Raw genomic sequence first — 21807 nt, forward strand, 5'->3', positions numbered from 1 at the left:
TCTAGGCAACCTGGTCGAGGTTCGATCGGGCACTCAACAGTTGGACGAGCGCCTCGGCGCGCAGCGGTCGGCTGATGTGATAGCCCTGGGCATAGTCGCAGCCGAGTTCACGCAGAAAGGCCAGGCATGCCTCTTCCTCGATCCCCTCGGCCACCACCTTCAGCCCCAGGCTATGCGCAAGATCGATCGTCGAGCGGACCATCAGCCCGTCGTTCCTGTTCCGATGCGAGAATTGTACGAAGCTGCGATCGATCTTCAGCTCGGCGAGCGGCAATTGCCGCAGGTAGCTCAGCGTCGACTGGCCGGTGCCGTAATCGTCCATGGAGATGCCGATGCCCAGCGCGCGATAGCGGTGCAGCGCGGCGACTGCGGCTTCGGGATCGGTCAGCGTCGCTGATTCCGTCACCTCGAAGATGATGCGGGACGGATCGCCGACATCCTTGCGCAGGATGGCGCGCACGTCCTGCTCGAAATCGGCGGAAGCGACCAGGCGGGCCGACACGTTCACCGCGATGGTCACGTCATGGCCGAGCAGGCGCCACCGCACCTGGTCGTGCATGGCCGTCTCCAGCACATGAACGGTCAGCGGACCGATGCGATCGGTCTGCTCGGCCAGCGGGATGAAGGCATCCGGGCCGATGAAGCCGCGTTCGGGGTGTCGCCACCGGACCAGCGCCTCGACGCTGACGATGCGGTTTTCCGACAGCAGGAGCTTGGGCTGGTAGTGCACCTCGATGGCGCCACTCGTGAGAGCGTCGTCCAGCTCGCCCATCAGGGTCACCTGGCGCTCCAGCTGAGACTGGTCCGCTTCCGCCACCCGCCAGAACACGCCTTCGCGCGCCGCTTCTTCCGCCGCAAGGGCAGCGCTGGTGAGGGCGGCTTTCCTGTCGCGCGGGTCGGCATCCACCAGCCCGATCGAGACGATCACGTCAACGCGCCGCCCCTCCACCTCCACCGGTTGCAGCATGATCGCGCGCAGCCGCGCAAACAGCTCCCCGGCATCGCCGACGGGAGGCAACTCGACGGCCAGCAGACGGTCGGCGAGCCGATAAAGCATCGCCCCGCCGGCGGCGACACTCACGCGATCGGCGATCCGCCGGATGAGGTCTCCCTCCAGCCGAGCGCCAAGGACGGCGACGAGCTGATCGAACTCGGCGATGCGGACCACCGCGAGCTGCGGACGCTCGTTTCCGGCAGGAGCCGCCAGCAGTGCCGCTCGGTTCGGCAGGCCCGAGCTCTCGTCAACCATGCGCTGCGTGCGGAAACGATCCAGCACGAGCAGCGCCACGCGACCGCCGGAGACGAGCAGCAGCAGGAGAAGGCCGGGAGCAAGCGGCACCACCACGCCGCTCCTCTGCAGGACCACGGCGACGGCGAAGAGCAGCAGGACGCCGCCAAGCGTCGCGCCAGCGAGGGTTGCGGGGCGGCCGCTGCGCGCGATCAGCCACCCCAGCGCCACGGCCAGGAGAAGCATGGGCCATGGGCCCGGCTGGCTCGGCACTCCGCGCAGCAGCGTTTCGGTGGCGAGCGCCTGGACGATCACTCCCGGCAGCACGCCCCAGTGCGGCGTGCCGTAGCGATCGGCCATCTCCACGGCCGTGCCGCCGATCAGGATGTTGCGTCCGCGCACGAGGCGCGGGTCGAAGCGCCCGTCGCGCACCGCCACGAAGCTCAGCCGCGGCAGGCTGGCAGGGTTGATGGTATAATCGATCGGAAAGAAGGTATCCGCCGCTCCCGAGCGTCCGGCGATGTACGCGGAAAGGGACGGCCGCGGCGTGCCCTGCGTGATGGTGCCGAACGGCGCCTGGCGGATGATGCTGTCGCGGTCGGGGGCGATGCTGACGGAGGCGAGAGCGGCATGCTCGCGCAGGATCGCGATCGGCAGTGCATCGATGCTGCGGCGCTCGCCGGTGCGGGATCGCTGGGCGAAGGTCGGCAGCGCGACCAGACCATTGGCGCGCTTGATCGCCGCCGCCATGGCAGCGTCGCCGGCCGGAGACGAGGCGGCGGAGAGATCCACGTCGAAGACGATCGACGCGGCCCCGGCGGCGTGCAGCCGGTCGATCACCTGCGCATAATTCTCGCGCGGCCAAGGCCACTGGCGGATGGCGGCGGCACTTTCCGCGTCCATCTCGACGACCAGAAGCTTGCCCTTTGCCTCATGGGGGGCAGCGACGATGCGCAACGGGTCCAGCGCGCGGTCGAGCGGACCATCCACCCCGACCAGCAGCAGGCAAAGGGTGGCGATCGTGCTGGCGATCAGCAACCACGACGTCGGGCGAACAGCTACCTTCATTTCCGCTCCGCAAGGTCCGGGGAAGCGGTCAGAATGGCACGAACTTCCCTAAAGCCGTGTCAATACTGTCGCCGACGCCGCCAGCGCTCCGCCGGCCGGAAGTCGCCGACGAGAACGGTCAGCTCTTCCCCTTGCCGGAGAGGATCGCGTCAGCGGCCTCGCCACCTGCTCCTGCGAGGCCGGCTATCCCCTTCCCGACACCGCGGACGGTATCGGCAACCGCTTCCACGAGCGTGTCGGGTTTGGCCGCGTCCTTGCCGGCGTCCGCCGCCGCTTTAGCCGCATCCTTCCCGTCCTTGGCGGCCTGCTTTGCCGCATCCTCGGCAGCCTTGGCGGCCTCCTTCTGCGCCTGCTCCTGCGCCTTGGCGGCGTCCTTGGCGGCCTTGTCGTCGTTGCCCTTGCCGTTGTTGCCGTCGATCGCCGCGTCCTTGCCCGGCTTGTCGTTGCCCTTGGCGGCATCGGCGGCTGCCTTCTCGGCGTCCTTCTGATCCTTGGCCGCCTGCTTTGCCGCATCCTCCGCGGCCTTGGCGGCGTCCTTCTGTGCCTGCTCCTGCGCCTTGGCGGCGTCTTCGGCGGCCTTGTCGTCGTTGCCCTTGCCGTTGTTGCCGTCGACCGCAGCGTCCTTGCCCGGCTTGCCGTTGCCCTTGGCGGCATCGGCGGCTGCCTTCTCGGCGTCCTTCTGATCTTTCGCGGCCTGCTTTGCCGCATCCTCGGCAGCCTTGGCGGCGTCCTTCTGCGCCTGCTCCTGCGCCTTGGCGGCGTCCTCGGCAGCCTTGTCGTCGTTGCCCTTGCCGTTGTTGCCGTCGATCGCCGCGTCCTTGCCGGGCTTGTCATTGCCCTTGGCGGCATCGGCGGCTGCCTTCTCGGCGTCCTTCTGATCTTTCGCGGCCTGCTTTGCCGCATCCTCCGCGGCCTTGGCGGCGTCCTTCTGCGCCTGCTCCTGCGCCTTGGCGGCGTCCTTGGCGGCCTTGTCGTCGTTGCCCTTGCCGTTGTTGCCGTCGACCGCCGCATCCTTGCCGGGCTTGTCGTTGCCCTTTCCGGTATCGGCCGGCTTCTCGTCATTCTTCCCCGGAGCGGAGTTACCGCCCGGGCCCTTGTCCGGGTCTACGCCCGACTTGTCACCGCCCTTGTCGGGCGTGTCGGGCTTCTCGTTATTCTTCCCCGGACCGGCGTTGTCGCCGGGGCCTTTGTCCGGGGCCGCGGCCGGCTTGTCGTCGCCCTTGCCGGGGGTGTCCGGCTTCTCGTCGTTCTTCCCCGCACCGGCGTTGTCGCCGGGGCCCTTGTCCGGGTCCACGCTTGGCATGTCATCGTTCTTGCCGGGGCCAGCATTGCCGCCTGTACCGGCATCGGCTGCAGGCTTCTCGTCCACCTTGCCCGGTACGGAAACGTCGGCCGCACCCGTTGCCGGGTTCGCCGCCGGCTTGTCGGCGACCGTCGCCGGAGGTTCGGGCGCCTTTCCGCCCCCCGCGTTATTCGGCGGTGCGACGCTGCTGCCCGTTCCGCTCTCCTTGACCGGGGGGGGTGCCGCGGCCGGGGGCGCCGCTACCAGGTTGGTCGCCGTGGCCGCAGTCGGCAGAACCGCCACGGTTTCGGACCGCACCGCCGCCAGCACCGTGCTCGCGCCCGCCATCCCGGTGACCAGGCCACCGGTGGCCGACGACAGGTCGAACGGCTTGGAGGAGATCCGCTCCCCGATCACGGCAGCGGCCGCCATGTTGTCGAACGTCTCGGCAGCCGGAGCCGTGTCGCGCACGATCGCTGCGGCTGCGGGACCGGCGGCAACGCCGGAGACGGCCACGGTGGCCGCCGCCCCGATCACCGCCGACGCCGGCGATGCCGTTTCGCCCGGCGTGGAAGTGGCCACGGCGGGCGTCGTCGCCGGAGCCTGATCGGCAGCGGGGGCGGGAGCATCCGCAGGCGCCTGCGGATGCGCGGGCGAGTTGATAACGCGGTCCGTGTCGCCGGCCACGCGGAGCTGAAAACGATCCGCGGCACTGATCGTGGCAACGGAACCGGGCAGGATCAGATCCCGCGCGCCGCCGTCCAGCGTCGCCACCTCCACCGCACCCTCGACCACCTGCAGCGAGGTGCCGGTTGCATCAACCGTGACGGAGAAGGTCGTGCCCTTCACGACGGCAGCAAGGTACGGGGTCTGGACCCCGAAATGGGGCACGCCCAGCTTCTCGATCTTGAAGATGGCGTTGCCCCAGTCCTGCACCATCTTCAGGAAACCGCCGCGGTCGGCCGCGGGAACGGTGACCCGGCTGTTGGGGGAGACCGTCACGAAGTCGCGACCGCGCACCAGCACAGCCCGGCCGTTGCCACCGACAACCACTTGGTCGCCCGGCGCGACCTCACCGTCGCGCTGCGCGATGCGGCTGACACCCTGGTGCAGCACGGTCACCTTGCCCGATGCCTCCGTGATGCGCCAGCCCAGCGATTGCGCCATCGCCTGCGAACTCGCGGACGCGAGTATCGCCGCTGCGACAAGCGATAGAACTCGATTCTTCATGACGGTCCCCTTGTTGGTACCGCCTTGATCCAGGCACCGTATGGAAATGCTGTGGGAAGATCCTGAACGGGCAGGTAACTTTCAGAGAGTCTTAGCGACTGCGGATTATTCGGGACCCGAAGTGATTTCCGGGGACCTGCGTGGCGCGTTTCAGCTTTCTTCAGATTGCGGCTATCCTGCCCGCCCTTGCTGCGCCCGGTGTGGTGCGGGCGCAGACCGCACTGGATCGCGTCGATCCCTCGCGCGTGGTGGAAAAGGCGCCGAAGCCCGCCGCTCCCGAGACGCAGGCGCCGGTAGATGTGCCCGCCGATGGCGGAACGGTTGCCGTTGGCAGCGCGCCGATCACCGTCGGCGCCGTCACGCTGGCGGGCCTGCAGCAGCTGCACCCATCGGATTTCGCCGACATCTTCGAAATCTATGTCGGCCGCACGCTTTCGCCCGCCGCCCTGGGGGGCCTGGCCGATGCGCTCGCCGCCCGTGCGCGCGACCGTGGCTATCCGTTCGCGTCCGCGACCATCCTGCCGCAGAGCATGGTGGCCGGCACGATCCGGGTGACCATGGACGAGGGGCGGATCGACGACATCCGCCTGGTCGGCGTGAAGAATGACGCGGCACTGGCGGCGCTGACGCCGCTCCGCGGCCGATCGGACGTGACCCTGGCCGAACTGGAGCGGCGCCTGCTGCTCGCTGGCGACATCGACGGCCTGTGGCTGCGGCGCAGCCGGCTGGTGCGCGAGGGCGAGCGCAACATCCTCGTGGTCGAGATGGGCAGCGATCCGCTATCGGCGCGCATCGGCATCGGCAACGACGGGTCACGCCCGGTCGGCCCGGTTCAGGCGGACGTCACGGTCATGGTCGCCCAGCTGCTCGCCGAGGACGACTCGCTCAGCCTGAGTGCGTTTGCCACGCCGGTCGACCCGCGCGAATTCGCCTATGCGCGGCTGCGCTACGGCAAGCGCGTGAGCACGGCCGGGACCGAAGTATCGATCGCCGTCTCAGGGTCGCGGACCCGCCCCGGTGCGTACCTGCGCGATTATGACATCGCGGGGCGCAGCTGGACGGTCAATGTCGGCGTGTTGCAGCCGCTTCTGCGCAGCCGCACCGGCAGCCTGTGGCTCGAAGGCTCGTTCGGCCTGCGCACGGTCAAGCAGGAGCGGGCCGATCGCCTGATCCGCCGCGACCGGCTGAGCGTCCTGCGCCTTGGTGCCTATGGCTTCTCCCCGCTGGCGGGCGGGCGCCTGCGCGCGGGCGTGACGGTGGCACAGGGGATCGACCTGTTCGATGCAACGCAAGCCGACGATCCGCTGGCTTCGCGCCGCGATGCGGACGGCACCTTCACGAGCATCTCGCTCTGGTCCGAATGGTCGGGCGCGGTTGCCGGGCCGCTTTCCGCACAACTTGGCGTGGCGAGCCAGAAGGCATTCCAGCCGCTGCTGGTCTCGGAGGAGACGGGCCTGGGTGGCGGCTCCTTTCTGCGCGGGTACGATTATAGCGAGCGGAGCGGCGACGACGGCGTGATGGCGTCCAGCGAGTTACGCCTGAACGTGCTCGATCACGCCGGTCCGGTCAGCAAGCCGCAGCTCTACACCTTCGTGGATGGCGGACGGGTGACCAATCTCGAGAACGGCTTCGGGACCGGAACCCTGTTCTCCGCCGGCGGCGGCGTCCGCGCCACGCTCGCGCGCACCTTCTCCGCCGATATCGGACTGGCGTTTCCCTTGTCCGGACTACGCTATGATAGCGGCGACAGCGATCCCGTGGTCAACTTCCGGCTCTCAAAGCGTTTCTAGTTCAGAAGCCCACAGCAATGCGCTGCCGCCGAATGTCCGCGTTCGGGTGGGAAGCGCGGCGCTGGGAAGCGCGGCGCAAGTGTCGATCGCGGGCGTGCGCGAGTGCGTGATACCGCATCGCGATTGCGTCGCCTTTCCGGCGCACAGAAGAATCCCGCGATTTCCTGTGGAAGGGTTATAAAGAAGGTGGTGCGCTTACAGGACTCACACTGGCTCGGATAAACGGCGGAAAAGTGTGGGTTCTCTGGCTCTCCGACCACCGTGGTCCACTTGTGGTCCACCCACAAAAATGGTCCGGAAGACGGACACGCACCTTCGCCGAACGAACCGGTTTGGCACTTTCTAGGACCTTTTCACACGCCTGCTAGTGATCAGCGTTTCGCCCGAGGCGATCAGCGAAGTCGCTGCTCGATCTATCGCAGTGCCTTCGCATCCACCGAACACACGCCGGCGCTGCGCCTGGCTGCCCTCTTCAAGCCGTCACAATCGAATGAGCTTGTCGGATTTTTCTTGCTATCCTCGTCAAATATGGCGATGGCTAGGCATGGCTTACGCAGGTGGAAAAGGGCGTTGTTACCAGAGGATCATCAATCTGATGCCGCCTCACAGAGTCTACATTGAGCTATTCCTCGGATCTGGCGCGGTACTACGGAACAAGCGCCCGGCGGAACTGAGCATTGGCATTGAGATTGACGAACACGTAATATCATCTTGGTCTGGACGGCAGACTGCATCGACCACGATCACGCATGGCGACGCCTTCGAGTTTCTGCGGTCACATGAGATCACTCCAGATTACCTAATATACGCGGATCCGCCATATCTTCCTTGCACGCGCCGAAAGTCGCGTGTGTACCGGCATGACTTAGATGAGGCTGAGCATGTTCGCCTCTTAAGATATTTGGCAGAATTGCCCTGTGCAGTCATGATTTCAGGGTACCCCTCAGAACTTTACGATCAGCTTCTACCGGGCTGGCATAAAACAGAGTTTGATGTGGGGTCACAGGTAGGCCTTCGCGAGGAAGCGGTCTGGCACAACTTCAAACCATCTCCAGTCCTGCATGACTACAGCCATTTCGGTGATGATTTCCGAGAGCGAGAGCGTCTGAAGCGCAAAGCTGAGCGCTGGCGCCGCCGATTAGAGGCTTTGCCTGAGGGCGAGCGACGCGCGCTAATGTCAGCGATGAACGACCTAATTGCGGATTCTCCTCTCCAGCCGGAAGCCATTCAATCATGACTGCATTTTGGACCGCAGATTTGAGTGAGACGCTTTCGTCCGCGCGGCGCGTCGTCAATGCGGCGACTGGCACCCGCGACATTGAGAACTGGCTGCGAGCGTATGACATCACGGCGCTTCCATCAACCAACACAGGCGCAGCAGATCTCGCTTTTCAGCGGTGGATGAAATTCAAGGAAGCGTTCTCACCCAAATTCGTAGTAGACGCGCTAGCCTCCCTTGATCGCCCGCCGACCCATTGCATTGATCCATTCGGAGGCAGCGGCACAACGGCGCTGACCTGTTCGTTGCTCGGCGTGCGGTGCACAACCACTGAGGTGAACCCGTTTTTGGCCGACTTAATTGAGGCCAAAGTCACGCCCCTCCGCCCTACCGCGCTTGCAGACGCATATGTGGCCTGCGTTGATGCCGCAGAGGCGGTGGATCCCGGCTCGTTGTCGCCAGGAGCAGGCGCGCCCGCATCGTTACGGGAGCCGGGCGTCGGCGGTCGTTTCGTATTTTGGTCGGAAGCAATGGACCGGATCCTCGCACTCCGAGCAGGCCTAATGGCAGTTGACGACGAGGACGCTCGTCGCATGCTCAGAGTCTTGCTCGGCAGCATTTTGATCGAAGCAAGCAATGTTGTGGTGAACGGTAAGGGGCGACGCTATCGCGGCGGCTGGATGCGGCGCCGCGTGACCGCAGATCAAGTAGATAGGCTATTTGATGATGCCGTTGCGCGCGCCGCCAGAGATCTGAAAGAGTTCAGCGGTAGAACGCGAGCTGACGTCACGATTATCAGAGGCGATACCCGCGTTCGCCTGGATGATGCAGAACAAGCCGACGTGGCCGTGTTTTCTCCGCCATATCCGAACTCGTTCGACTACACCGACGTTTATAATCTTGAACTATGGATGCTCGGATATCTGGACGACTCGGCATCGAACAGAGCGCTCCGCCTCTCGACACTTCGATCCCACGTTCAGGTTTCCTGGTCCCCCGGCGGATCAGATCTTGGCTCGCCGACTTTGGCACTTACGCTACTGGATCTAGACAGGGTGCGACATCGTCTGTGGAATCCAAACCTCGTGTCGATGGTAGAAGCCTACTTCCAAGACATGGCAGTTGTGTTGAGCAAGTTACGGGACAAGCTCGCGCCGGGCGGTAAGGCAATCATGGTCGCGGGTGACAGCCGCTACGGTGACGTCCGGGTAGATGTCGGCTCTATCATGGCTGAAGTCGGAACAGAGTTAGGGTAGTGCGCTTCTACGAGCGCCTTCAGATCATTCTCGAACATGACCTCCCAGATAGCACCAGCCCCCTGAGCAGGCGAGTCGCATCGCTCGCGTAATAAACTAGGTCCGCGAGGCCGAGTGCCGCTACTCCGAAACACTCATGTCCGCTTGCGGAACTTGACCTTGATCACCTTCCCGCCAACCCGAAGCTGATCGAGATAGTCGGACCACCACTGCGCCATGCGCACCCGCTCGTCCCAATGCGCCCCGCGATGATAGGCCGCGCGAACCCGATCCTTCTCACCATGTGCCAAAGCGCGTTCGATCGCGTCGGGGTGCCACAGACCCGATTCATTAAGCAGCGTGCTCGCCAGCGCGCGAAAGCCATGGCTCGTCATCTCGTCGTGCTCGAACCCGAGCCGCCGGAGCGCGACGTTCATGGTATTCTCGGAGATCGGGCGACGTGTCGTATGCAGCGCCGGAAAAAGGAACTCGCTCGTACGAGCGAGCGACCGCAGGTCCTGCAGAATGAAGAGCACCTGCCGTGAGAGCGGCACCGCGTGCGGCTGCTTCATCTTCATACGCTCGGCGGGCACGCGCCAGACCTTCTCCGCAAAATCGATCTCGCTCCACTTGGCCTGGCGCAGCTCGCCGGGCCGAAGGAACACGTGCGGCGCTAGCCGAAGCGCGTAGAGGGTCTCCGGCCGACCTTTGTAGTCCTCAATCGCGCGAAGCAGCTCGCCCACCTTCTTAGGCTCCACGATCGCCGCATGATGCTTCACCTGCGGAACCGTCAGCGCACCGCGCAGGATGTCGGCGGGATTCTTCTCTGTACGTAGCGTTGCGAAACCATAGCGGAAGATGCGACCAGCAAAGGCGCGGAGCCGAACCGCCGTCTCGTGATGGCCGCGACGTTCGACGCGCTTCAGCACGTCGAGCAGCTCATGCGGCGTGATCGAAGCGATCGGGCGCTTGGCGATGCCGCCTAGCAGTTCGAGAAACCAACGCGCCTTCTTGATGGTGGCCGGCGACCGGCCCTCCCGCTCCATCTTCTCGATGTACTCGGTGGCGACGAGCTCGAAGGTGGTCTTCGCCGCGAGTTCAGCCTCCAGGCGCTTCTGCCGCTTCTCGGCAGCAGGGTCGCCGCCTTCCTCCACGTCAGCACGGGCATTGTCTCGCAGCCGGCGCGCCTGCTGCAAGCTCACCTCGGGGAAGGTCCCGAGCGACAGCTTCCGCTCGACGCCGAACACCTTGTAACGGAATCGCCAGAGCAGCGCGCCGGTAGGCTGCACCAGCAGGAACAGCCCCTCGCTGTCAGGAACCTTGTACGGACGCGCTTCGGGCTTCAGCGCGCGAATCTGCACGGTCGTAAGCATGGTGGACCACGCCTCCTGCGATGTTCGTGGTCCACCGATTCGTGGTCCACTTTGGGTGGACCACGGTGGAACAAACTGGGAAACCGTGGGACCCGCAGGAGCCAATATACCGCAGATTTCTGCGGTTTTCTACCATGTTCTCAATATGTACTGGTGCCGCTTACAGGACTCGAACCTGTGACCCCCGCATTACGAATGCGATGCTCTACCAACTGAGCTAAAGCGGCCCGCCGCCGCAGGATCTGCGGAGTGGAGGCGGCGGCGCGTAGCAGGTCGCCCGCGGCCTGACAAGCGCCACGATGCGGCCCAGCCTTTACGCGGTGTTTACCATCGGGGGCGCACAACGCTGCCAAAGGGCCGCACCACGAAGCGGCAAGTGGGGAAGCAGTGCGCATGGATACCGCCCGCGGGTACGGGGAAGACCGTCAGGATCGAGGCCAGGAACCGGCGGGCGACGTGCCGCCGCTGGAGATGGGTACCGACGAGCGCCGCATGCATGTGCGCGCCTATAATCACTGGGTGTCCCTGCTCGGCGGTCGCGCCTACCCCTCGATCCACGATCTCAACCCGGAAGGCATCGTCGATTTCGGGCCGCACAGCGTGCTGCTCGATTTCTCGCAGGGGATCGAGAATCCGGCGATCGCCTATCTCGGCCGTGCCCTGCGCGAGGAATGCGCGCTGGATGCCTCCATCACGCACATCTCCGATGTGCCGGCGCGTTCGCTGCTGTCGCGGCTGACCGACCATTACCTCCAGATCATCGCCAATCGCGCGCCGATCGGGTTCGAGGCCGAGTTCGTCGGCACCCGCGGCAACAACACGCTGTACCGCGGCATCCTGATGCCCTTCTCCTCGAACGAGGACACGATCGACTTCATCTACGGCGTTATCAACTGGAAGGAACTGGTGGATGCCGAGACGCAGGCGCGGCTCGATGCCGAGGTCGAGGCCTCGCTGACGCAGGCGCCCGCGCCCAAGCCCAGCGCCCCGGTCTGGGCCGATGGCCCGAGCGGCGGCTTCGAGGAACCCGAAGCGGCGCAGACGCTGGCCGAGGAGCCGCTGACCCTCGCCGCCTCCTTGCCGGACCAGCTCCTCCTCGCGCAGCAGACGGCGGCGGCCGTGCGCGCTGCCGACACGCGCAGCCGCGCCGCGCTCTATCGCGCGCTGTCCCGTGCGCATGATTTCGCGATCGCCGCGGGCGAGGATCCGGACGGGTACGTCGCGCTGCGCGACGCCGCCGGCATCACCGCCCAGGCCCGCGCGCCGATGACGCCGATCGTCAAGCTCGTGTTCGGCGCCGATTACGACAAGACCCGCGTGACCGAGTTCGCCGCCGTGCTGTCGCATGCCGAGCGGCACGGGGTTCCCGCCGGCGAACTGGCCGCGTTTCTCGATGCACAGGAAGGCGGCATCAAGGGCGTGGTCAAGGCGGAGCGCGCCGCTCGCACGCCGGCGCGCCGGGCAAAGCCCGCCCCGTCGCTGGACAACCGCCCTGCCCTGGCGACGGTGAAGCTCGATTCCGGACGGGCGCAGGGCGAATATCTGGTGCTGCTCGCCCGTGCGCACGGCGACGGCGTGGAAATCATGGCGGCCATTGCCGACGATCCCGCGCTCACCGACCGGGCGCTTCGCCGCGCTGCAGCGTAAGTCTCGCACCTGCGGCAAGGGTTGAGGTCGCCGTTCGGCGGGCGCATAGGCGCGCCATGCCGACCATCGCTTCAGAGCAATCGCTCGCCGCTCTTCTCGACCAGCGTCTGACCGAGGGCGCCCTGCCCGGCGAGGTGCAGGGCTTCGGTGCCGAGGAGCGCAGCGCCGCCGCCGCCTTTGTGGCGCGCGTGGCGATGCGCCGCGCGGAAGGCACGGTTGCCATGGAACTGGAGCCGGTGTCCGGCAACGACCCGAACCGGCGGATGCGGCTGGCCATCGTCAACGACGACATGCCGTTCCTGGTGGATTCGATCGCCGCGACGGCAGGCGCGCTGGGGATCGCGGTGGAGCGCATCATCCACCCGGTGCTGCGGGTCGCGCGGGACCCGGAGGGTATGCTGACCGGGCTGGACGACGGCGGCACCCTTGAATCGCTCATCTACCTGGAGATGGAGCGCGCCGACGCGCGCGAGCGCCGCCAGCTGGAAGCCGCGCTGGCCGCCAATCTGGAGGACGTGCGCCACGCGGTGTCCGACTGGAACGCGATGAAGGCCACGCTGGCCGCCGATGCCGCGCGGATCGATGGCGAGGGCGCCGCCTTGCTGCGCTGGTTCCTGGACGGCAACCTCACGCTGCTCGCGCAGGAGGAATGGCGCGGCGACGTCCGTGTCGCCGCGCTCGGCCTTGCGCGTCCGGATCGCCAGCCGCCGCTGCTGGCGGAGCGTTCCCGCGATCTGGCGCTGGAATATTTCGCGGACGGCGGCGCGGTGCCGCTGCTGCTGAAGTCGAACCGGATTTCCGGCGTCCATCGCACCGTCCCGCTCGACCTGATTCTGGTCCCGATCGTCGAGAATGGCCGGATCGCCGGCGTGTCGCTCCATGCCGGGCTGTGGACCTCCGCGGCCCTGGGCGCCGCACCGCGCGACGTGCCGGTGCTCCGCGCCCGGCTGAGCGCGATGGAAGCCAAGTTTGGCTTCGACCCGCGCGGCCATACCGGCAAGGCGCTGGCGCATGCGCTGGCCGCCCTGCCCCACGACCTCGTCGTCGCCTTCGAGGAAGCGGCGCTGGAAGAGCTGGTGCTCACCGCGATGAGCCTCGCGGACCGGCCTCGTCCCAAGCTGTCGCTCGTCCGCAGCACGCTGGGCCGGCATCTGTTCGCCTTTGTCTGGCTGCCCCGCGACGACCTGACCACCGCCCGCCGGGTCGCGATCGGCGACCTGCTGGCGCAGGCCTGCAACGGCGCCATGCTCAACTGGTCGGTGGCGCTGGAGGATTCGACGGTGGCGCTGATCCGTTACACGTTCGACCTGCGCGGCGCCGGGCAGATGCCGGAGGTCGCGCCGCTGGACGTGCGCATCGCCCGCATGGTGCGCGGCTGGGCGCCCGCGGTGGAAGCGGCGCTGGCGGAGCTGGTGGAGCCCGCGCGCGCCACCCGCCTGGCGCTGCGCCATGCCGGCACCTTCCCCAACGGCTATCGCAATGCCGCAACGGCGGATCAGGCGGCGCGCGACATCCTGGCGCTTGCCACGCTGGAGGATGCCGGCAGCCGCGCCGTGCGGCTGGTGCGCACGGCCGAGGGCGCCACCCGCCTGAAGGTCTATCGCAGCGGCGGGCCCCTCGCCCTCTCGGACGCGGTGCCGGTGCTGGAGAATTTCGGCTTTCGGGTGATCGAGGAGATCCCGACCGCCCTGACCGACGAAGCGCGCGGCTATGTTCATGACTTCCTGGTGGAGGGCGTGTCCGTCGCCGGCGACACGGACGTGCTGGAAGGCGCGGTCGCCTCCGTCCTGGAGGGCCGGGCCGAGAACGACGCGTTCAACCGCCTGATCCTGGAGGCAGGCGTCGCGCCTGGTTCGGTGGTGCTGCTGCGCGCCTGGTTCCGCTATCTGCGCCAGGCCGGCCTGCCTTATGGCCTGGCCACGGTTGCCGATGCGCTGCGCCGCGCGCCTGTGCTGGTGGCGGCGCTGATCGAGCGCTTCGGCGCGGCGCACGATCCCTCGCGGGGCACCGATGCCGCGGCGATCGAGGCAGCCGATGCGGCGATCACCGCCGGGCTCGACGCCGTGTCCGCGATCGACGACGACCGCATCCTGCGGGCTTACCGCGACGTGATCGCCGCCTGCCTGCGCACCAACGCCTGGACGCCCGCCGCGAACAACGCGCTCGCCTTCAAGCTCGACAGTTCGCGCATTCCCCTTCTCCCCTCGCCGGTGCCGTGGCGCGAGATCTGGGTCTATTCGCCGCGGATCGAGGGCATCCACCTGCGCGCCGGCCCCGTCGCGCGCGGCGGCCTGCGCTGGTCGGACCGCCGCGACGATTTCCGCACCGAAATCCTCGGCCTGATGAAGGCGCAGCGGGTGAAGAACGCGGTGATCGTGCCGACCGGCGCGAAGGGCGGCTTCTACCCCAAGCAGCTGCCCTCCCCAACCAATCGCGACGCCTGGCTGGCGGAGGGCACGGAAAGCTATCGCGTGTTCATCCGGACGCTGCTGTCGATCACCGACAACATCGTCGAGGATCGGGTGGTGCACCCGGACGGCGTGGTCGTCCACGACGGCGAGGACCCCTATTTCGTGGTCGCCGCCGACAAGGGCACGGCGACCTTTTCCGACGTCGCCAATGCGATCGCGCTGGAGCACCGCTTCTGGCTGGGCGATGCCTTCGCCTCCGGTGGATCGGTGGGGTACGACCACAAGGCGATGGGCATCACGGCCAAGGGCGCCTGGGTGTCCGTCCAGCGCCACTTCGCGGAACGCGGCGTGGACGTGCAAAGCGAGCCCCTCAGCGTCGTCGGCTGCGGCGACATGTCGGGTGACGTATTCGGCAACGGCATGCTGCTGTCGAAGAGCATTCGCCTGCTGGCCGCTTTCGACCACCGCCACATCTTCCTCGATCCTGCGCCTGACGCGGCGAGGAGCTGGGAGGAGCGCGCCCGCCTGTTCGCGCTGCCGCGATCGAGCTGGGCCGATTATGACAGCGCGCTGATCTCGCCCGGCGGCGGCGTCTTCGCGCGCGCCGCCAAGACGATCCCGCTCTCCCCGCAGGTGCAGGCCGCGCTCGGCATCGAGGCGAGCGAGCTGGAACCCGCCGCGCTCATTTCCGCGATCCTGCGCGCGCCCGCCGACCTCCTGTGGTTCGGCGGCATCGGCACCTATGTGAAGGCGGCGGCGGAGAACAACGTGGCGGTGGGCGATCCCGCCAACGACCGCCTGCGCGTGAATGCCGAGGACCTGCGCGTCACCGCGGTGGGCGAAGGCGCCAACCTCGGCGTCACGCAAGCCGCGCGCATCGCCTTTGCCGCGCGGGGCGGGCGCATCAACACCGACTTCATCGACAATTCGGCCGGCGTCGATTGCTCGGACAACGAGGTGAACATCAAGATCGCCCTCAACCGCGAGGTGATCGAGGGCGGGCTCGCCTATGAGCCGCGCAACGAGCTGCTCGCGAGCATGACGGACGATGTCGCCGGCCTTGTGCTGGAGGACAATCGCCTGCAGACGCTGGCGCTGTCGATCATGGAGCGCGAAGGCGCGCGGGACGTGCCCAGCTATGTCCGCCTGCTCGAAATCTTCGAGAATGCCGGCCGGCTCGACCGTGCGGTGGAGGGGCTGGCCGGCAACGACGACCTGCTGCGCCGCGGCCAGGAAGGCACCGGCCTTACCCGGCCCGAGCTCGCCGTGCTGCTGGCCACCGCCAAGCTCGCCTTGCAGGACGCGATCGAGGCAAGCCCGCTAGCCACCGACGAGGCGATGCTGCCCGATCTCCACGCCGCCTTCCCGCAGGCGATGCGGGTTGCCTTCGCGTCGGCGATCGATGCGCACCGCCTGCGCGGGCCGATCGTCGCCACCAAGCTCGCGAACCGGATGGTGAACCGCATGGGCGTGCTTCACCCGTTCGAGCTGGCGGAGGAGGAAGGCGCGGCGATGGCCGATATCGCCGCCATGTTCGTGGTGGCCGAGCGCCTGTTCGACCTCCCGGCGCTCTGGTCGGCGATCGAGGACGCCCTCATGCCGGAGGCGGCGCGGCTGGCCGCGCTGGACGAGGTCGCCCGGGCCCTGCGCGGCCACATCGCCGACCTGCTCCGCCTGGCGGCACCCGGCACGGCGCCCGGCGCGGTGCTCGCCCGCGTCCGCGAGGGCTTCGCGCATCTCGATCGCGAGACCAAGCAGCTGCTGCTGGCGGAAGCGAGCGCGCAATCCGCCGCCATTGCCGCGCGCCTGGAGGCGACCGGGGTTCCGGCCGACCTGGTCGCCCGCATCGTGCGCGTGTTCGAGATGGACGGGGCGATCGGGCTGTCGGAACTGGGCGCCGCGCTGGGCCTGGACGAGGTCGTGCTGGCGCGAGCCTTCACGCGCCTCGGCGAAGCGCTGGGGCTCGACTGGGCGCAGGCCCATGCCGCCGGCATCGAGGCGAACGACCCGTGGGAACGCCTGTTGCTCGCCGGCCTTGCCCGCGATTTCCAGCAGCTCCGGCTCGACTTTCTCCGCCGCGGCGGGGCTGCCGATCCGGGCGCCGCGGTGGAGGCATGGCTGGCGGCGAACGCCCCGCGGGTCCGCCAGTTCAGGTCGCTGGTCGATCGCGCGCGCACCGCGCCTGCCACGTCGGCGGCGATGCTGGCGCAGATCGCCGGCCAGGCCCGCGTGCTGCTGGGAAGGTAACGCCACCCGCTTCCGTTCGCCTCGGGGCGAACGGAAGCGGGCGAAGCGGCGTCAGCGCTCGCTCAGATAGTAGCGATCGGTGGCGTTCAGCTGGTCGTCTAGTTCGTAGACGATCGGCTGGCCGGTCGGGATCTCCAGCCCGGTGATCTCGTCGTCCGGAATGTGCGACAGGTGCTTCACCAGTGCGCGCAGGCTGTTGCCGTGCGCGGAGATCAGCACGCGCTGGCCGTCCTTCAGCGCCGGCGCGATCCGCTCGTCCCAATAAGGCAGCACGCGCGCGATCGTGTCCTTCAGGCTCTCGGTCTGCGGGATGGGAATGCCGGCATAGCGGCGGTCACCCGACAGGTCGAACTCGGAGCCGGCCTCCTGCACGGGCGGCGGGATGTCGAAGCTGCGCCGCCAGACATGGACCTGCTCGTCGCCGTGGCGAGCCGCGGTTTCCGCCTTGTTGAGCCCGGTCAGCCCGCCATAATGGCGCTCGTTCAGGCGCCAATGCTTCTCCGTCGGCAGCCACAGCCGCCCCATCGCCTCCAGCGCCAGGTTGAGCGTCTTGATCGCGCGCGTCTGCAGGCTGGTGAAGGTCAGGTCGAAGTCCAGCCCCTTGGCCGCCATCAGCTCGCCGGCGGCGCGGGCTTCGGCCGCCCCCTGCTCCGTCACGTCGACGTCCCACCAGCCGGTGAAGCGGTTCTCGAGATTCCAGGCGGACTGGCCGTGGCGAATGAGAACGAGGGTCGGCATGAGGCGGTCTCTCCTTGTTGCGGGGCTCGCCGCCGCTGATAGAGAGCAAACACCGCAACCGCAAAGCTTCGGAGCACACGCATGGCCATTGTCCGCCAGACCATCGTCCATGACGGCCCGGGCGGCCCCTTCGAGGGCGTCGTCGCCTTTGATGACGAGGTGGAGTTCGCCAAGCCCGGCGTTCTCGTCGTTCCCAACGTGCTCGGCCAGAAGGAGGCGGACAATCTGCACGCCGAGAAGCTGGCGCGGCTCGGCTATGTGGGCTTCGCCTGCGACGTGTTCGGGCAGGGCAAGCGGACGACCCGCGGCCCCGATCAGGGCACCTACATGAACGAGCTGAACGCAGATCGCGCGCTGCTGCGCGATCGCCTGGCCGCCAGCCTCGACGTTCTGGCCGGCCTGCCCCAGGTGGACGCCGCGAAGCTGGCTGCGATCGGTTTCTGCTTTGGCGGCAAGTGCGTGCTCGACATGGCGCGCGCCGGCCTCGGCATTCTCGGCGGGGTGTCGCTGCACGGCGTGTACGACCGCCCCGATTATCCGAACACGACGCCGATCGGCCCGAAGCTCCTCGTCTGCCATGGCTGGGACGATCCGCTGGGCCCGCCCGACGCGGTGGTGGCGCTCGCCGGCGAACTGACCGAGGGCGGCGCCGACTGGCAGCTGCACGCATATGGCGGCGCCGGCCACGCCTTCACCGACGTGGAGCTGAAGGGCAAGGCGCCGGCGCCCGGCGTCGGCTACGAGGAAAAGGCGGATCGGCGGAGCTGGCAGGCAGTGTCGAACTTCCTGGCCGAGCTGTTCGTCTAACCTACCGCAGCATGTTCGCACGGAACGGAAGCGGTGCGCCGTTGGTTTCTTGCCCAAGTTACCACGGGAGAGAACAATGCGTTATCTGATCCTCGCCGGCGCGGCTGCGCTGGCCATTTCGACCGCCGCTTCGGCACAGACCAGCGGCTCGGGCAGTGCCGGCGGCACCAGCGCGACCAGCGGCCAGTCTACCGGAAGCAGCACCGGCACGCGCGGCAGCAGCCGCGGGCGTTCGGGCAGCGGCTCGTCCACCACGACCGGCGGCCAGACGACCACCGGCACTTCCGGCACCGGCAGCACGTCCGGCACCGGCACGATGACGGGCGGTGACACCGGCACGGGCTCGACCACCGGCTCCACCGGCACGGGCACGTACGGCGGCAGCACCGGTTCGACCGGCACCTCCGGTTCGATGGGCACCGGCTCGACCGGCACGTCGGGCTCGATGGGTACGGGTTCGATGGGCACCGGCTCCACCGGCACCTCCGGCTCCATGGGCACAGGGTCGATGGGTACGGGCTCGACGGGCACCGGCGCTGCCGGCGGCGTGTCGCCGGGCGCAGCTCCGCGCTAAGCCTCGCAAAGCACTTCCAGACGGCCGGGCAGCGATGCCCGGCCGTTTTGCTGTTCTACTGAATGGCACGGCAACATTCGGCCGGCCGCGCGTTTTCCCGGAACCGTTCCGCTGTTCCAGGGAGAGTTCACCATGCGAGTTGCCACAATCGCCAGCGCGGCCGTGCTCGGCCTGTCCACCGCCGCCCTCGCCACCGGCGTGACCGGCGCGCCGTTCCAGACGGCCAACAACACGACCGCCAACAACACGATGGCGCAGCCGGATACGATGGCGCCGGCCACCGACAACAGCACCGACACCGCGGCCCGTCCGGACAGCACGATGCCGGACGCGACCACCGGAACGATGCCCAACAAGATGTGAGGACGAAAGGCCGCCCCCTCTGGCCGGGCGGCCCTCGCCTCAATCCGCGAAGGGATCGCGGACCAGGATCGTGTCCTCGCGCTCCGGACTGGTGGAAAGAAGCGCCACCGGGCAGCGGATCAGCTCCTCGATCCGCCGCACATATTTGATCGCCTGCGCCGGCAGCTCGGCCCAGCTGCGCGCGCCCGCCGTGGACTCGGACCAGCCCGGCATCGCCTCATAGACCGGCTCGACCAGCGCCTGATCCGCGGCATGCGCCGGGAAATAGTCCAGCGTCTCGCCACGCAAGCGATAGCCGGTGCAGATCTTCACTTCCTCGAACCCGTCGAGCACATCGATCTTGGTCAGCGCGATGCCGGTGATGCCGCCCACCGCCGCCGACTGGCGCACCAGCACCGCATCGAACCAGCCGCAGCGCCGCTTGCGGCCCGTGACCGTGCCGAACTCGTGCCCGCGCTCGCCCAGCCGCGTGCCGGTCTCGTCCTCCAGCTCGGTGGGGAACGGGCCGGAGCCGACGCGGGTGGTATAGGCCTTGGCGATCCCCAGCACGAAGCCCACGCCGGACGGCCCGATCCCGGTGCCCGCCGAGGCCGTGCCCGACACGGTGTTGGACGAGGTGACGAACGGATAGGTGCCATGGTCGATGTCGAGCAGCACGCCCTGCGCGCCCTCGAACAGGATGCGGCGACCGCGGCTGCGCGCCTCGTTCAGCAGCCGCCAGGCCGGTTGGGCGAAGGACAGCACGAAACCGGCGATGTCGCGCAGCTCCGCCAGCAGCGCCTCGCGGTCGATCGGCGGCTCGCCGAAACCGGCACGCAGCGCGTCGTGGTGCGCGGTCAGGCGGTCCAGCTGCGGGCCGAGATCGTCGAGATGCGCCAGGTCGCACACCCGGATCGCGCGGCGGCCCACCTTGTCCTCATAGGCCGGGCCGATGCCGCGGCGGGTGGTGCCGATCTTGCCCGCGCCGCTCGCATCCTCGCGCAGGCCGTCCAGGTCGCGGTGGAACGGCAGGATCAGCGGGCAGGTGTCGGCGACCACCAGCGTCTCCGGGCTGATCGCCACGCCCTGCGCGCCGAGCTTCTCGACCTCGGCCTTCAGCGCCCAGGGATCGAGCACCACGCCATTGCCGATGACGGACGGCGTGCCGCGCACGATGCCCGACGGCAGCAGCGACAGCTTGTAGACGTTCTCGCCGACCACCAGCGTGTGCCCGGCATTGTGCCCGCCCTGAAAGCGCACGACCATGTCGGCGCGCTCGGCGAGCCAGTCGACGATCTTGCCCTTGCCCTCATCGCCCCATTGGGCGCCGATGACTGCTACATTGGCCATTGGATACGCGTCTCCGCCTGCCGGGGCGACCCAGCGCGCCCTTCGACAGGACTCGGCGCGCGGGCGGTTCAGCGATGTTGCGTGGCCGGCGGGTAAAGCGCGGCGCGCGCCGGGTCAACCGTCAGAGCGCCCGCACCTCGCCATCGGCCAGCAGATGCGTGCACAACTGCGCTTCCGGCGTGTCGCCCGCCTCCAGCGCGGCAACCGTGACCCAGCCTTCCGCGCGCAGTCGGGCGGCCGCTGCCGGATCGCTGCCGATCGGTACGAACAGGCGCCGCCGCTCGACCGGGGCGAGCCCCGCCGCGACGATCGCATCGGCGTAGAGGGAAAAGCCGATCGCGGCCTCTTCCTGCCCGTCCTCATGCACGATCGTGTAGCTGCCGCCGCGCCCGATCTCGCTGCGCGCGCCGGCCGCGAAGATCGAGAAGCCGAGCCAGCTCTGATATTCGAAGCCGTGCCGCTCGGTTGGATCGAGCGTCAGGCCCACCTGCCCGGCAAGCCCGTCCACCACATCGCGCAGCCCGGAAAGGCGCGACGCGAGCACGCCTTGCGCTTCGAACCCGGCGAGCCGCCGGTGGGCCGCATCGAACGGCCCCGCCGCCTCGATCAACGGAAGAAAGGCGGGCGCGATCGCCGCCACCGCGCCCGCATCCTTGGCGTCCAGCCGCTCGGTCAGCGTCGCCACCTGCTCCGGCGCAACCGGCAGGGGCCCGGCCGCCAGCGTTTCCACGAGGTCAGGAAGCGTGAAGTCGATCGACAGCCCGCGAACGCCCGCCGCCCCCAGCGCCTCGACCGCCAGGCCGACGATCTCGCGGGCAGCGGCAACGGTGTCGAGGCCGATCAGCTCGCACCCGATCTGTCGCCGTTCGCGCTCCGGGCTGAGTTCGCTGGCCCGCAGCTTGAGCACCGGGCCGGCATAGGACAGGCGCACCGGCCGGGGATGGTGCCCCATGCGGGTGGCGGCGATGCGCCCGATCTGCGCGGTGATGTCGGGGCGCACCGCCAGCGTCTTTTGCGACACGGGGTCCACGAAACGGACCGCGTCCTGCGTCCGCGCCGCCTTGAGCCGCCCGGCCAGCCCTTCCTCGAACTCGGCCAGGGCAGGATCGACACGCTCATAGCCATGGGACGCCGCCGCGCCGAGCACGGCCGCCTCCAGCCGCGCCGCCGCATCGGCGAACGGCGGCAAACGGTCGCGGAAACCTTCGGGGAGCAGCGCCTGTGTCATGGCTCGGCGCTTAGGGGCAGCGGGAGCGCGCGGCAACT

General features: G+C 68.1%; 14 protein-coding genes and 1 tRNA gene. 7 read left to right on the top strand and 8 right to left on the bottom strand.

Annotated elements, in window-relative coordinates; all coding sequences use genetic code 11:
- Position 1 precedes the first annotated feature (1 nt).
- Both DVW87_RS12105 and DVW87_RS12110 read right to left on the bottom strand, forming a co-directional pair.
- Complete coding sequence (locus tag DVW87_RS12105) at positions 2 to 2296, bottom strand: putative bifunctional diguanylate cyclase/phosphodiesterase (protein ID WP_114687994.1); 2295 nt, start codon at positions 2294 to 2296, stop codon at positions 2 to 4.
- A 118-nt stretch (positions 2297 to 2414) separates the two neighbouring features.
- Positions 2415 to 4808: a FecR domain-containing protein gene (locus DVW87_RS12110; protein ID WP_114687995.1), complete on the bottom strand. Its 2394-nt coding sequence runs from the start codon at positions 4806 to 4808 to the stop codon at positions 2415 to 2417.
- Positions 4809 to 4948: 140 nt separating this feature from the next.
- Here DVW87_RS12110 and DVW87_RS12115 point away from each other — a divergent pair, with 140 nt between their 5' ends.
- The 3 genes from DVW87_RS12115 to DVW87_RS17820 all read left to right on the top strand — a co-directional run bounded on the left by DVW87_RS12115 (position 4949) and on the right by DVW87_RS17820 (position 9073).
- Positions 4949 to 6598: a ShlB/FhaC/HecB family hemolysin secretion/activation protein gene (locus tag DVW87_RS12115; protein ID WP_114687996.1), complete on the top strand. Its 1650-nt coding sequence runs from the start codon at positions 4949 to 4951 to the stop codon at positions 6596 to 6598.
- A 901-nt stretch (positions 6599 to 7499) separates the two neighbouring features.
- Entirely contained in the window at positions 7500 to 7835 is a 336-nt protein-coding gene (locus DVW87_RS17815) for a DNA methylase (protein WP_147276264.1), read from the top strand.
- Positions 7832 to 9073 carry a site-specific DNA-methyltransferase gene (locus DVW87_RS17820; RefSeq protein WP_147276265.1) on the top strand — a complete coding sequence of 414 codons (1242 nt, stop codon included), beginning with the start codon at positions 7832 to 7834 and terminating at the stop codon, positions 9071 to 9073. The genes DVW87_RS17815 and DVW87_RS17820 overlap by 4 nt, the downstream gene beginning before the upstream one ends.
- A gap of 134 nt (positions 9074 to 9207) precedes the next feature.
- On the opposite strand, the gene DVW87_RS12120 is transcribed toward DVW87_RS17820, so the two are convergent.
- Together DVW87_RS12120 and DVW87_RS12125 are read right to left on the bottom strand one after the other, a co-directional pair.
- Positions 9208 to 10425: a tyrosine-type recombinase/integrase gene (locus tag DVW87_RS12120; RefSeq protein WP_114687997.1), complete on the bottom strand. Its 1218-nt coding sequence runs from the start codon at positions 10423 to 10425 to the stop codon at positions 9208 to 9210.
- Positions 10426 to 10576: 151 nt separating this feature from the next.
- Positions 10577 to 10652, bottom strand: a tRNA-Thr gene (locus tag DVW87_RS12125).
- A gap of 166 nt (positions 10653 to 10818) precedes the next feature.
- Between DVW87_RS12125 and DVW87_RS12130 the strand changes: the two genes are divergently transcribed.
- Both DVW87_RS12130 and DVW87_RS12135 read left to right on the top strand, forming a co-directional pair.
- Entirely contained in the window at positions 10819 to 12072 is a 1254-nt protein-coding gene (locus DVW87_RS12130; RefSeq protein WP_114687998.1) for a PAS domain-containing protein, read from the top strand.
- A 56-nt stretch (positions 12073 to 12128) separates the two neighbouring features.
- Positions 12129 to 16730 carry an NAD-glutamate dehydrogenase gene (locus tag DVW87_RS12135; RefSeq protein ID WP_114687999.1) on the top strand — a complete coding sequence of 1534 codons (4602 nt, stop codon included), beginning with the start codon at positions 12129 to 12131 and terminating at the stop codon, positions 16728 to 16730.
- A 51-nt stretch (positions 16731 to 16781) separates the two neighbouring features.
- Here the strand turns inward: DVW87_RS12135 and gpmA are convergent, their stop codons facing one another.
- Complete coding sequence (gpmA, locus tag DVW87_RS12140; RefSeq protein WP_114688000.1) at positions 16782 to 17468, bottom strand: 2,3-diphosphoglycerate-dependent phosphoglycerate mutase; 687 nt, start codon at positions 17466 to 17468, stop codon at positions 16782 to 16784.
- Positions 17469 to 17549: 81 nt separating this feature from the next.
- On the opposite strand from gpmA, the gene DVW87_RS12145 reads away from it, so the two are divergent.
- Positions 17550 to 18275: a dienelactone hydrolase family protein gene (locus DVW87_RS12145; RefSeq protein WP_114688001.1), complete on the top strand. Its 726-nt coding sequence runs from the start codon at positions 17550 to 17552 to the stop codon at positions 18273 to 18275.
- Between the two features lie 81 nt (positions 18276 to 18356).
- Here the strand turns inward: DVW87_RS12145 and DVW87_RS18110 are convergent, their stop codons facing one another.
- Entirely contained in the window at positions 18357 to 18806 is a 450-nt protein-coding gene (locus DVW87_RS18110) for a hypothetical protein (protein ID WP_181814818.1), read from the bottom strand.
- A gap of 175 nt (positions 18807 to 18981) precedes the next feature.
- On the opposite strand from DVW87_RS18110, the gene DVW87_RS12155 reads away from it, so the two are divergent.
- On the top strand, positions 18982 to 19212 hold the full coding sequence (locus DVW87_RS12155) for a hypothetical protein (RefSeq protein WP_114688002.1): 231 nt from the start codon (positions 18982 to 18984) through the stop codon (positions 19210 to 19212).
- A 39-nt stretch (positions 19213 to 19251) separates the two neighbouring features.
- Here DVW87_RS12155 and DVW87_RS12160 read toward each other — a convergent pair whose 3' ends face one another.
- The gene (locus DVW87_RS12160) at positions 19252 to 20541 is read right to left on the bottom strand and encodes an adenylosuccinate synthase (protein WP_114688003.1); all 1290 of its coding nucleotides are present in this window, start codon (positions 20539 to 20541) and stop codon (positions 19252 to 19254) included.
- Positions 20542 to 20662: 121 nt separating this feature from the next.
- Entirely contained in the window at positions 20663 to 21769 is a 1107-nt protein-coding gene (locus DVW87_RS12165; protein ID WP_114688004.1) for an ATP phosphoribosyltransferase regulatory subunit, read from the bottom strand.
- Positions 21770 to 21807 lie beyond the last annotated feature (38 nt).

It is taken from the genome of Sphingomonas aracearum (assembly GCF_003345355.1).
In the GTDB taxonomy this organism is placed as follows: domain Bacteria; phylum Pseudomonadota; class Alphaproteobacteria; order Sphingomonadales; family Sphingomonadaceae; genus Sphingomonas; species Sphingomonas aracearum.